At 71.3% G+C, this 12,898-nt stretch carries 9 protein-coding genes; 7 read left to right on the forward strand and 2 right to left on the reverse strand.

Features of this window, described 5'->3' with window-relative positions:
- Positions 1–12 precede the first annotated feature (12 nt).
- The 6 genes from VMI11_15920 (at position 13) to VMI11_15945 (ending at position 9,501) form a co-directional block, all read left to right on the forward strand.
- Positions 13–3,159, forward strand: coding sequence for a DHA2 family efflux MFS transporter permease subunit (locus VMI11_15920; GenBank protein HTY73887.1), 3,147 nt, complete (start codon positions 13–15; stop codon positions 3,157–3,159).
- A 68-nt stretch (positions 3,160–3,227) separates the two neighbouring features.
- Positions 3,228–3,626 carry a cyclic nucleotide-binding domain-containing protein gene (locus tag VMI11_15925; GenBank protein ID HTY73888.1) on the forward strand — a complete coding sequence of 133 codons (399 nt, stop codon included), beginning with the start codon at positions 3,228–3,230 and terminating at the stop codon, positions 3,624–3,626.
- Between the two features lie 355 nt (positions 3,627–3,981).
- Positions 3,982–5,544 carry an APC family permease gene (locus tag VMI11_15930; GenBank protein ID HTY73889.1) on the forward strand — a complete coding sequence of 521 codons (1,563 nt, stop codon included), beginning with the start codon at positions 3,982–3,984 and terminating at the stop codon, positions 5,542–5,544.
- Positions 5,541–6,899: a glutamine synthetase family protein gene (locus tag VMI11_15935; GenBank protein ID HTY73890.1), complete on the forward strand. Its 1,359-nt coding sequence runs from the start codon at positions 5,541–5,543 to the stop codon at positions 6,897–6,899. Before VMI11_15930 ends, VMI11_15935 begins: the two co-directional genes overlap by 4 nt.
- Positions 6,896–8,227 (forward strand): hypothetical protein, encoded by a 1,332-nt coding sequence (locus VMI11_15940; protein HTY73891.1) that lies wholly within the window; start codon positions 6,896–6,898, stop codon positions 8,225–8,227. The genes VMI11_15935 and VMI11_15940 overlap by 4 nt, the downstream gene beginning before the upstream one ends.
- A complete protein-coding gene (locus tag VMI11_15945; protein HTY73892.1) occupies positions 8,224–9,501 on the forward strand; it encodes a cytochrome P450 in 1,278 nt (425 codons plus the stop codon). The genes VMI11_15940 and VMI11_15945 overlap by 4 nt, the downstream gene beginning before the upstream one ends.
- Here the strand turns inward: VMI11_15945 and VMI11_15950 are convergent.
- The gene (locus VMI11_15950) at positions 9,498–11,555 is read right to left on the reverse strand and encodes a family 2A encapsulin nanocompartment cargo protein cysteine desulfurase (GenBank protein HTY73893.1); all 2,058 of its coding nucleotides are present in this window, start codon (positions 11,553–11,555) and stop codon (positions 9,498–9,500) included. The two genes, VMI11_15945 and VMI11_15950, sit on opposite strands and share 4 nt — an antisense overlap.
- Positions 11,542–12,471 carry a family 2A encapsulin nanocompartment shell protein gene (locus VMI11_15955; protein HTY73894.1) on the reverse strand — a complete coding sequence of 310 codons (930 nt, stop codon included), beginning with the start codon at positions 12,469–12,471 and terminating at the stop codon, positions 11,542–11,544. Before VMI11_15955 ends, VMI11_15950 begins: the two co-directional genes overlap by 14 nt.
- A 202-nt stretch (positions 12,472–12,673) precedes the next feature.
- On the opposite strand from VMI11_15955, the gene VMI11_15960 reads away from it, so the two are divergent.
- Positions 12,674–12,898: alcohol dehydrogenase catalytic domain-containing protein (locus VMI11_15960; GenBank protein HTY73895.1), on the forward strand; the 225-nt coding region annotated here is incomplete at its 3' end.

The following is a 12,898-nucleotide window of genomic DNA, read 5'->3' on the forward strand; positions in this document are numbered from 1 at the left end:
TCGAGGAGACCGATGACGGTCGGGGACGCCACGCGCCGGCTGACACGGGGACGGGGGCGGATCTCCGAGCGCACCGTGCTGCTCGTCGCCTCCTTCGGCGCGTTCCTCGCCTTCCTGGACGCGACCATCGTCAACGTCGCCTTCCCCAGCATTCAGCGGTCGTTGCCCGGCTCCTCGATCTCCTCGCTGTCGTGGATCCTGAACGCCTACAGCATCGTCTTCGCCGCGTTCCTCGTCGTCTCCGGACGGCTGGCCGACCTCGTGGGTCGACGGCGTGCGTTCACCGTCGGGGTGCTGCTCTTCACCCTCTCCTCCGCCGTGTGCGCCGCCGCCGGCTCCGTGGGCTTCCTGGTGGGTGCGCGGATGTTCCAGGCCCTCGGGGCGGCGATCCTGGTACCGGCGTCGCTCGCCCTGGTCGTCCAGGCCTTCCCCGCCGCGCGCCGCTCGCACGCGATCGGGCTCTGGGGGGCATCGGCGGCGCTCGCCGCCGGGCTCGGACCTCCTGTCGGAGGAGCTCTCGTGGAGGCCGGCGGTTGGCGCTGGGCCTTCCTCGTCAACGTCCCCGTTGGTCTCGCCGCGACGTGGGCGGGCCGGTCGCTGCTCGTCGAGAGCCGCGCCCCGGGCCGTCGCCGCCGACCCGACCTGCGGGGTGCGGTTCTCTCGGCGCTCGCGCTCGGTCTGCTCACCCTCGGCCTGGTCAAGAGCGGTGACTGGGGATGGGGCAGCGCGCAGGTCTGGGCGTGCTTGCTCGCCTCCGCGGCCTTCTTCGGCGGATTCGTGCTCAGCTCCCGCAACCATCCGACGCCGCTGCTCGACCCGACCCTGCTGCGCATCCGGGCCTTCGCCGTCGGCAACCTGTCCTCGCTCGTGGCCGGCGCCGGCTTCTACGCCTACCTGCTGACGAACATCCTGTGGCTGCAATACGTCTGGGGCTACTCGGTGTTTCGCGCCGGCATGGCCGTCGTCCCCGGTGCCCTCGTCGCCGCGCTGCTCGCCGCCGCGCTGGGTCGGGTCGCGGAGACCCGCGGCTACCGGTTGGTCGTCGTGCCCGGCGCCCTCGTCTGGGCACTGGCCTATGTCTGGTACGCCACCCAGGTGCCGGTCACGCCAGACTTCCTGGCGACCTGGCTCCCCGGCCAGATCCTCAGCGGCATAGGGGTGGGAGCGACCTTGCCCGTGCTGGGCAGCGCGGTGCTGGCCGCGGTGCCCGGGGGCAGGTTCGCGACGGCGTCGGCGGTCAACACCAGTGCGCGCCAGGTGGGCGCCACCTTGGGCATCGCGATCCTCGTCATCATCGTCGGGACGCCTAGCGCGACTTCTACCACGACGCTCGTCGACGGATTGCGTCACGCCTGGGTGTTCTCGTCGGTCTGTTTCGTCATGACCGCGGCGCTGGCCGGGCTCCTCGGCCGGGTTCGGGTGGACCTCACTGCCGAGGAGGTGGACGACGGCTCACTCCCGAGCGTGCTGCTCCCCGTCGCGGCGTCGCCCGCGGTAGCCGCCGGCGCGGGCGTCACCACCACCGGATTGCTGTCCCGCTTGCCCGAAGACGTCCGCAAGCAGCTGGAGGCGGACGCTACCGAGGTGCATCTGGCGGCGGGGGAGTGGCTGTTCCGCGAGGGCGACCCTGCAGACGACTTCTACCTGCTGGTCACGGGTCGGCTCGAGGTGTCGACGGGTTCGGTCCAGCTGCGCCAGCTCGGCGCCGGGGCCGTGATCGGCGAGCTGTCCCTGCTCACCGGGGGCCGGCGGTCGGCGTCGATCAGGGCGCGCAGGGACAGCCGGCTGCTGCGTGTGTCCCGAGGCGCTTTCGACTCAGTGGTCCGAGAGGACCGGGCGGCTCTCGACGCGCTCGCCACCGTGCTCGCCGAGCAGATCCAGGACGGAGCCGTCCCGGAGCGCTCCAGTCGTCCTCCTCGACCGAGCGTGGTCGCCGTTGTCGGACTCGTCCCCGAGGCCCCGGTCGCAGCGGTGGCCGAGGCGCTGCGGGGTGCCCTCGAGAGGTTCGTCGAGGTGCTCCGGCTGGACGCGGCGACCCCGGACGGATTGGAGCGGGCCGAGGCGGAGCACGAGCGGGTCATGCTCGTCGCCACGGATCCGGAGGGCGAGTGGTGGCGGCGCTGCGTCAGACAGGCCGACCACCTCGTGCTCGTGGCGCCCGCGGACACGCCGCCGCCGGCGGAACCGCCGCTCGGGCGCACCGGTGCGGACGTCGTGCTGGTCGGCCCGCGCCCGGCCACCGGGGCGCAGGTCCGCGCCTGGGCAGCCGCGACGGATGCGTGGGCGGTGACGAGCACGCAGTCCCCACCCGGCGTGGGCGACCTACGCCGGCTGGCCGCCCGTATCGGGGGCGGCTCGGTCGGCGTCGTGATGGCGGGGGGAGGTGCGCGTGCCTTCGCACACATCGGCGTGCTCCACGAGCTGAGCGCGGCGGGGATCGAGGTGGACCGGGTCGCCGGGGCGAGCCTGGGCGCCGTGGTCGCGGCTCTATGGGCCAGCGGTCACAGCGCCCAAGAAGTCGAGGACATCTGCTACGAGGAGCTCGTACGGCGGCGGCCGTTCAGCGACTACACCCTCCCCGTCGCGTCGGTGGCCAAGGGCCGGCGCCTGGAGCACGCGCTGCACCGCCGGTTCGGCAACCTCGCGATCGAGGAGCTCCCGAGGCGGTTCGCCTGCACCAGCACCGACCTGCAGGCGCGGACCGTGCACGACATGCGGCGTGGGCGAGTCGTCGACGCCCTGCTCGCGTCGGTGTCGCTGCCGGTGCTGTTCCCCCCTCGACGTGACGGGCCGCGCCTGCTCTCCGACGGCGGGATCCTGGACAACCTCCCGGTGCGCCTGCTCACCGATCGCGACGAGGGCCCGGTCCTCGCCGTCAACATCGGTACCGGCGGCTCCCCGACCCGGCCGGCATCCGGCGACACTTCAGAGACGGCAGGCACTGTGAGGGTGCCGACGCTCGGCGAGACCCTGATGCGCACGATCTTCATCGGGAGCGGCCGAGCGCTCGCCCAGGCGCAGGCCGCCGGCGCGGTGGTCGTGACGCCGTCCACGCGCGGTGTGGGACTGCTCGAGTTCCACCAGCTCGACCGCATGGTGGAGTCGGGCCGCGCTGCGGCGCGAGCCGTCCTGGACCAGGCGCCGAGGTTCCTGTCGTAGGGCGCGGGCGGGATCGATACTGGGGACCGGAGAGCGGATACCTGTCGGCACTCGTCGTCGGGGAGGTCATGGTGGTCACGTCCGCCGAGCTCGGTGCCGTGCCGCTGTTCGACGGCCTCGACGACGAGGTGCTGTCGACGTTGGCCTCACGCTTTGTCGTCGAGCGCCACGAGCGGGGATCCGTGGTCGTGGCCGAGGGAGAGGACGCCCGGGCGTTCTACGTCCTCGCATCCGGCCGCGTCACGGTGACAGCGGGCGGCCGCCGGGTCGGGGATCTGGGACAGGGCGACTTCTTCGGCGAGATCGCCGTCCTGGGCGCGGGAGCCAGGACGGCGACGGTCACTGCCGTCGAGCCGGTCGTCGTGTGGGCCCTGCCGACCGACGCGTTCCGGTCCCTGACCATGAGTCGCCCGGCGGTGGCCTTGGCACTTCGCGGTGTCATGACCGAACGGCTCGGGCAGGTCTGAGGTCGGGACGTCCAGTAGCAAATGCCGCGATGTCACGAAGAGGAAACACCAGCGTCCCGGCGTTGCATCGACGAGGCAAAATCTTTGCAGGACAACGCTTTTTCCGTCTCATGACGTTGACCCGCAGTCGCTCTCCGCTCTAGCGTCACCTGCGTGACCGCTCGCCCGGGCCTCTCGTCGACACCGTCGGTGTCGCGGGTCGGCGCGTGTTGTCGTCCGTGTCGCTGACCTCTGGCTGAACGAGCCGCGTCGCCGCGCCCGCGTGTGGGCGCCTCCCCGCCGTCCCCGAGGTCACCCCGTCGCCACGGCCGACCGGTCGGCTCCGCGGGGTGACCCCTGCCCCGAAGGACTCACCGTGACCACTTTCGCCGAACCGACCTCCGACACGCTGCACGAGCGCCATCGACGCCATCACCTCGCGCACGGCAGCCTCAATCACCTGGAAGTCTTCGCCCAGTCCCTGGCGGCGACCGGCCCCAGCATCGCCATCGCCGGGACCATCCCCGTCGCCTATCTCATCGCCGGCGACGGCACAGTCTGGTCGTTCGTGATCGGCACCGTCATCGTCCTGCTGGCCAGTCACAGCGTGGCTCAGTTCGCCCGCCGCGCCGCGTCGACCGGGTCGCTGGCGACGTACGCCGCGAGCGGGCTCGGCCCGACTGCCGGATTCACGGCGGCGTGGGCGCTCGTCCTCGGCTACCTCGGGATCGCCGCGGCCACGACCACGGGCGCCGTCATCTACGGCGGGGCCTTCCTCGACTCGATCGGCGTCACCATCAGCGGGACCGGGGTTACCCTGCTGCTCCTCCTGCTCGCCGCGGCGATCGGCGCCTACTTCCCGTTCCGTGGCGTGCGCCTGTCGACCCGAGCCGCCATCATCTTCGAGGTTGCGAGCCTCATCGCCATCGTGGCCGTGCTCGTCGTGACCCTTGTCCACGTCGGTTTCTCGGTGGACGGTGCCCAGCTGCGTGCACACGGTTCGACCATCAGCGACATCTCGGTCGCCGCGGTGCTCGCGGCCGCGGCCTTCGTCGGCTTCGAGTCGTCCAGCTCTCTCGGAGCCGAAGCCAGGCATCCCTTCCGCGCCGTCCCCCGAGCGATCCTGCTGACAGTGCTCGGTGCCGGGATCCTCTACGTCATCTCCAGCTACATCCAGGTGCTCGGCTACAAGTCCGTCACCACACCACTCGCGGAGACCTCATCCCCGCTGAACGCCCTCGCCGCTCAGGCCGGCGTGTCCTGGCTCGGCAGCATCGTCGATCTCGGCATCGTCGTTTCGGCTCTCGCGTGCACGACGGCCAGCCTCAACGCCGCGTCGCGGCTGCTGTTCAACCTCGGCCGCGAGCAGGTGCTCCCGGTACGGCTCGGGGACGCCCATCACCGCCATCAGACCCCGCACGTCGCCCTGGCGATCCTCACCCCGGTCATCTTCCTCATCCCGGCGGTGCTCGTCCTCGTCGGCGCCGACCTCCTGGACATCTTCGGCTGGGTGGCCACCGCCGCGACGTTCGGCTATCTGCTGGCCTACCTCCTGGTGCTCCTCGCGGCCCCGCGCTACCTCAAGCGCATCGGTCAGCCCAGCGCCGCCGTGCGGATCACGAGCATCCTCGGCATCCTCGGCATCGCGTTCGTCATCTACAAGAACCTCGTCCCGGTCCCGGCCTATCCGTACTCGATCCTGCCGTACGTCTTCCTGGGCCTCCTTCTGGTCGGCCTGGCCTGGTACGCGGTCATCCGCCGCCGCAGCGACCGTGACCCCGCGAGCCTGGGCAGTCTCGTCGTGCACGCGCACGAGGTGGCGGACGAGAGCAGCGCTAGGGACACGGTGGACCTCGACGCCGCCACGGCCGTGGACATCGGCTCGTTGTCGGAGAGCACTCAGACGGTCTCCGCCGGCCCCGACGGGTCCTCCCGATGACCACCTTTGCGGAGCCCCAGGTCGCAGGCGGGGAGCTCGCGACGGACTACCTGGACGTCCCTCTCGAGCAGGCCATCGACCGCGGCTGGGTCCACGAGGTGGAGGTCGCCTGGCCGGACCAGGGCGGTCACGTGCTCGGCAAGCGGATCCCGGCGCGTCGCTTCCTCGGTCACGTCGCGGCCGGCGGCTTCACCTTCTGTGACGCCGCCCTCGCGTGGAATCTGGTCGGGGAGGTGGTGGACGACGCGCGCCTGAGCAACGCCTCGACGGGATATCCGGACGCCTTCGCGGTTCCTGACCTGTCCACGGCCAGACCGCTTCCCTGGCGGAAGCGGACCATCCAGGTGATCGCTGATGTCGTCGACCACCACGGGCAGCCGGTGCGCACGTCTCCGCGCGAGGTGCTGCGCCGGGTGGTCGGTCGGCTGGCCGAACTGGGCTTCTCCGCGCGCGTCGGCGTCGAGCTGGAGTTCTTCCTGCTCCAGGCCGACGGGACGCTGCCGCCCCAGCTGCTGCAGTGCTACTCCCTGGAGAAGGCCAACGAGCTCGATCCCGCGCTCGAGCAGATCGTCGACACGGTCCACGGCTTCGTCCCGCTCGAGGGTGTGCACACCGAATACGCCCCCGCGCAGGTCGAGCTCAACCTGCATCACGCGGAGGCGGTGACCGCGGCCGACGACGCCTTCCGGCTCCGGTACGCCGTCCGGGAGGCAGCGCGCCGTGCCGGCCAGCTGGCCACGTTCATGGCGAAGCCGTTCTCCGAGTGGTCGGGGTCGTCCCAGCACCTGCACGTGTCGTTGTGGCGGGACGGCAAGCCGGCGTTCGCTTCTGACGACCTCGTCGAGCCGGCGGCGGCGAGGCACGCTATCGGTGGCCTGCTCGCTCACCTGCCCGGCATCACCGTGTTCGGCGCGCCCACGGTCAACTCCTACAAGCGCTACACGGTGGCGTCCTTCGCACCCACGACAGCGAGCTGGAGCGGTGACAACAGAACGGGTGCGGTCCGCTCGCTCATCGAAGCCCCTGAGGCGACGCGTATCGAGCTGCGTACCCCGGCCGCGGACGCGAACCCGTACTGGGCCGTCGCCGCTGCTCTGGCCGCGGTCGTGGCCGGGCTCGAGAGCGCCGCCGAGCCCCCGTCGCGTCGGGCGGGCGACCTGTACGCCGGCGGGGGTCCGCCTCTCCCGGCGACGCTGGGTGAGGCGGTCGACGCCGCCCGTGCGGACTCGCGCATCGCGGAGATCCTGGGCGAGGACGCGGTTCACGACTTCCTCGTGCTCGCTGAGTCGGAGTGGAGCGCGTACAGCCGGGAGGTGACGCAATGGGAGCGCGACAGGTACTTGCGCAACCGGTGACCGCATCGGCCGTTCCGCCGGTGGAGGCGCTCGAGGCGGCGACGTCCTTCCCCGCACTGGAGGCGCTGTTCAGCCGACGGGCGAGGCGCTTTCCCCTGGGCGGGGCGCTCAGCGGTCCGCTGGAACACCGCTCCCGGCACGAGCCGCTGGCGCTGTCGCGGCTGGAGGAGGCCGTTCTCGTGGCGGCTGCCACCGGGATCACCGGGGTGGTACGAGAGGAGTGGCCATTCCTCGACGCCGACGGTCGCCCCACGGGGGGTGACAAGCTCGGCAGCTTCACGGGACGGACCTATCCCAGCCCTCTGGCCAACCACTCCACCGAGGTGTTCTGGACCAACGACGAGGGCGTGTACGTGCTGCCGCAACGCGATGCCCGGCCCACGACGTACGTGCAGAACCAGACGCCCGCGGACAACCTCGCCCACCTCGGCGGAGCCGTGCGCCTCCAGGACGGCAGGCTGGACGTCCCTCGGGCCAGGCCCAACCTCTTCGCCTTCAACCACCAGCTCGTCAACGTGGCGGGGTCGACGCTGTTCATCCCCGTCGCGGACGTGACGCGCCAGGCCATCTCGGCGCTGCTCCTGTACTTCGACCGACCGCACGGGTACTACCTCGTCGACAAGCGGCTGGGCGCCGACCCGCTGCGCGCGTTCGCGAGCAGCGGCTTCCTCGACGACAGCCACCCGGTCGACCTCGCGGACTTCGAGCGCTGGCAGATGGTGGACGCCAACGGCGTCGAGTCCGGCCTGGTCGTGGCCAATCTCGGGTTCGCCACGCAGGCGCTGGGGCTCGGCGGCTTCCCGTTCTCCGGGGGCAAGGGCCGGGTCACCATGGGCGGAACCCCACGCTGGCACGAGGCCGGCGGCGAGGGCGACGCGGGCGGCCTCGGATTCCGGTTCCTGCAGGTGCCGGACGACGCGCCGGTCGGGCCGGGCGAGTGGATCCCGATCGGCCTCGACGGCATCTTCGAGGCGGCGCTGCCGCCCTACCACCCCAGCATCGAGGCCGCCGTGGACTTCGTCGTCGGCCTTCGATGGGGCGCAGATGGGATCTTCCGGCGCACGGACGGGGTCCCCTGGACCGACCCGCGTGTCGTGGAGCGCATCCCACGCCCCAGCGACGAGGCGATCGAGGCCACCAAGACCCTCGTGCGCTACGTGTGGGACACCTATGGCCGCTTCCCGGCGACCATCGACCCCTTCCTGACCACCGTCTGGTACCAGGCCCATCACCTTGACCTGGACTTCTACGACCGCTACTACCCCGCGGAGGCGGTCCCCGGCCACATCCGGTCCCATCTCGCCGACTGGCACGGGGTGTCCCCGTGACGGCAACCTCCGCGATCAGCCTCGCCGACGTCGACCTCACCGACCAGGACGCCTTCCAGCGTGCCGTGCCCTACGACTGGTTCCGTCTCCTGCGCGAACGCGCGCCGGTGCACTGGAACCCGGAGCGGAGCGGCCGTGGCTTCTGGTCGGTGACGCGCTACGCCGACGTGGTCGCGGTGTCGCGCGACACGGCGACCTACTCCTCGGAGCGGGGTGCCTCGGCGCTGGAGGACCTGGAACCGGACGCGCTCGAGGCACGGAAGTCGATGATCGACATGGATCCGCCGGGTCACACGAGGCTGCGGCGCAAGGTCGCGCCCGAGTTCACCCGACGCGGCGTCTCCCACTACGAGCAGCTCGTCCGGGAGACCGTCACCGAGGTGCTCGACGCTGCCCTGCCGAAGGGCGAGTTCGACTTCGTCCCCGATGTCGCGACCGAGGTGCCGATCCGAGTCCTCTGCCGCATCCTAGGCGTCCCCGAGCGGGACGAGCGCAGGCTGGTCGAGCTGGGTGACCGGATGTTCGGCAACACCGATCCCGACATCGCCGACGTCCTGCTCGACAGCCCGGCGAGCGAGCAGTACCGGCTGGTGCCCTTTCGCAGCCCGGCGGCGCTCGAGATGCACGACTACGCGCGGTGGCTTGCCCGCCAACACCTGGCGGACCCCGGCGCGGACCTGATGTCCCGCCTGGTCCGGTCGGACAACAGCGGTCCGGCGCTGGTCGGCAAGGAGCTGGACGCGATGTTCCTGCTCCTGGTGGTCGCCGGCAACGAGACGACCAGATCGGCGCTCGCGTTGGGGTTGCAGGCGTTCGTCGAGAACCCGGAGCAGTGGGACGCTGTGCGCCGCGGTGACGCCCGCGGCCTCGACTCGGCGGTCGAGGAGGTCCTGCGCTTCACGACCCCCTTGCACCACTTCAGGCGTACGGCGACCCGCGACACCGTCCTGGGCGGGACGTCCATCACCGAGGGGGACAAGGTGGTGGTGTGGTTCACGTCGGCGAACCGTGACGAGGAGGTCTACGCCGACCCCGACGCCTTCGACGTCACGAGGGATCCCAACCCCCACGTCGCGTTCGGCCGGGGAGGTCCCCACCGGTGCATCGGCGAGCACCTCGCCCGTCTCGAGATCCGCATCGTGCTCGAGCAGCTCCTCGCGCGCACCGAACGCTTCGAGGTCGTCGGATCGCCGCGCCGTGTGCGGTCCAACTTCTCCAACGCGCTGACCTCCCTGCCCGTGCGTGTCGTGGGAGCCCGCTCCGCCGGGGGCTAGGGCCGTCCGGCCTGGATCTTGCGAAGTGCCTCCACGAGGCAGTCGACGTCCTCAGGCGTGTTGTACAGCGCGAGGGAAGGCCGCACCGTGCTCTCCACGCCGAAGCGGCGCAGGATCGGCTGCGCGCAGTGGTGCCCGGCCCGCACCGCGATGCCCTCGCGGTCCAGCGCCGCGCCGACGTCCTCGGTCCGGAAGCCGTCGAGGACGAAGGAGATGACGCCGGCCTTGTCAGCGGCCGTCCCGATGAGGCGCAGGCCGGGGATGGTACGCAGGCCGTCGGTCGCATAGCCGAGGAGCTCGTGCTCGTACGCCGCGACGTTGGCCACACCGATGCCGCTCAGGTAGTCCAGCGCCGCGCCGAGACCCACGGCGTCGGCGATGTTGCCGGTGCCCGCCTCGAACTTCGACGGCGGGTGCTGGTACACCGTCCGCTCGAAGGTCACGTCAGCGATCATGTTCCCCCCGCCCTGCCAGGGAGGCATGTCCTCGAGCAGCCGCTTCTTGCCGTAGACGACACCGATGCCCGTCGGGCCGAAGACCTTGTGTCCGGAGAACACGAAGAAGTCACAGTCGAGTGCCTGCACGTCGGTCGGCATGTGCGAGACCGACTGGGCGCCGTCGAGCAGGACGGGTACGCCGTGCCGGTGGGCGATGTCGATCATCGCAGCGGCCGGGGTGATCGTGCCCAGCGCGTTGGACACCTGGGTGAAGGCGACCAGCCGGGTCCTCGGCGTGATGAGCCGCTGGTACTCGGAGAGCACCACCTGGCCCGTGTCGTCGACGGGAGCAACTCGCAGGACCGCTCCGGTCCGGGCGCAGACCTGTTGCCAGGGCACGATGTTCGCGTGGTGCTCGAGCCAGGTGATGAGGACCTCGTCGCCTCGGTCGAGGTTGGCGATCCCCCAGCTCTGGGCGACGAGGTTGATGCCCTCCGTCGTCCCCCGGACGAAGACGACCTCCTCGTCGGAGGGTGCGTTGAGGAAGCGCCGGACCTTGTCCCGCGCCGCCTCGTAGGCGTCGGTGGCGCGTGCCGCAAGGACGTGCGCGGCACGGTGGATGTTGGAGTTCTCGTGCTCGTAGAAGTGCGACAGGCGGTCGATCACGGCCTGCGGCTTCTGGGTCGTCGCCGCGTTGTCCAGCCACACCAGCCGCTTGCCGTGCACCTGGGTGCGCAGGATCGGGAAGTCACCACGCACCAGGTGCGGGTCGAAGGGTCCCGGCGCGCGCTCCAGCGTGGGCACCAGGTCCGGGTGGAAGCCGAGTGAGCTCTCCGAGATCTGGAGATCGGCGGACCGGACCGGGCTCGCCAGGGCGGAGCCGGCCTCGTCCATCGGGTACGCCACGGCCGGCTGTGCCGAGACCGGGACGGCCAGCGGATCGGGGACACCCTCGAGGGAGCTGGGCTCGGCGGCGTCGGGCGTGGCCGAGGGCACGACGGGCATGAACGGCACGGCCGCGACGAAACCCATCACCGCACCCAGGGTGGTCGGCACCTGAGCCAGCTGCACCTCGTCGGGCATCGGCACGGGGGAGCCGGCGGGCTGCTCGAACGCCGGGGTCGTCGCGACGTCGTGCGAGGCGGTCGGTACCGACGAGGCGAGGGGCTGCGGAACCTCCGCGGCAGGTGGGTCGGCGGTGGCAGGGCCGTCGGCCAGGCTCAGCAGCGCGACGAGGTCCGGAGGAGCCGGGACGCCGGGTGGGAGCGACGGCAGCGTGGTGAAGGACGCGACGCCCAGCGGTGGGGGGAGCTCAGTGAGGTAGGGCGCGTCCGGGACCGGCACAGGTGACACCAGCGGTCCCGGGAGGGGTGCGCTCGCGGTGGCCGCGGACGTCGGGGGTGCGGGTTGGCTGCGAAGCGACGGCGAGGGCGGCGACAGGGGAGCGGGTGGGGGCAGGTTGCCGGGTGCCGCCGAGGGAGCGACGGTGGCGCCGTCGGGCAGGGCGCGGAAGAACTCGTTGGCCAGGGCGGTCAGCGTCGCGACGTCCGGCAGCCCGACCGCCGGCCCCTCGCCATCCGTCGGCACGCCGTCACCGACGACGTCACTTGTACTCATGGTAGTTCGTGACGTCGACGTCGGTCAGCGCGCCAATGGCGTCGTGGGTGTGCACCGCCGCCGAGCAGTACAGCGACACCAGGTACGACGCGATGGCCTTGTGGTCGATGCCCATGAAGCGGACCGACAGACTGGGAGTGACCTCTCCGGGGACACCCGGCTGGAACAGTCCGACGACGCCCTGCTTCTCGGCCCCGGTGCGCAGCAGCAGGACGTTCGTCCTGCCCTTGTCCGTCACGTCGAGCTTGTCGCAGGGGATGACGGGCAGTCCGCGCCAGGTGAGGAACTGGGCTCCGAACAGGTTCACCGTCGCCGGTGGGACGCCCCGGCGCGTGCACTCTCGTCCGAAGGCGGCGACCGCCCTCGGATGGGCCAGGAAGAAGCTCGGCTGCTTCCACACGAGCGAGATCAGCTCGTCGAAGTCGTCCGGCGTCGGAGGGCCGGTACGGGTGGCTACCTTCTGGGAGTCGACCACCTGGTTCAGCAGCCCGTAGTCCGTGTTGTTGACCAGCTCCCCCTCCTGGCGCTCCTTGATCTTCTCGATCGTGAGGCGCAGCTGTTCGCGAATCTGGTCGTGGGGCGAGCTGAAGAGATCCGACACCCGGGTCTGGACGTCCAGCACCGTCGTCACGGCATTGAGCACGTACTCCCGCGGTTCCTTCTCGTAGTCGACGAACGTCTCGGGCAGCTCCTCCTCCTGCTCCGGGCTGCACTCCACGTCCGCAGCGCCCGCTTCCGCGTCCTTGACCTTGTTGACGCGGTAGACACCCGCCTCGACCGGGACCCACGGCAGCAGGCTGACCAACCATCGGGGCGTGATGCCTGACCACTGCGGGGCGGTCTTCGTGGTCGTGGACAGCTGCCGTGCAGCCGCCTCCCCAAGGGTGTGCCTCACGTCGGTCGTCGCGTCCGCCATCGCTCTCGCCCTCGCTTCCAGCCCACTCGGTGGCCGCACGTTGCCGCGCGCGACCAACGATCTCCGACTGACGAACTTACTCCCGCGCGGTCGGCCCGGCGGGCGCTCCGCGCGTCCGGATCGACCGGTTCCTCCGCGCCCCCGGCCCGAGCCCCTGCTGACGGTGCCGATCCGCGTCGGGCAGGGTAGGGGCGTGGAACGGATGCTGGCCTGGGTCGTGGATTCACCCCGCCCCATCGATTCCGGGCCGCTGCGCCGGGTCGAGCGGGAGGTGCCCGAGCCCGGCACCGGTCAGGTCCGGGTCCGCGTCCGCTGCTGCGGGGTCTGCCGCACGGACCTGCACCTCGCGGAGGGGGACCTGGCGCCGCGCCGGCCCGGGGTCACCCCGGGCCACGAGGTGGTCGGGGTCGTGGACGCCGTCGGACCC

The organism is Actinomycetes bacterium (genome assembly GCA_035506535.1).
In the GTDB taxonomy this organism is placed as follows: Bacteria; Actinomycetota; Actinomycetes; order DATJPE01; family DATJPE01; genus DATJPE01.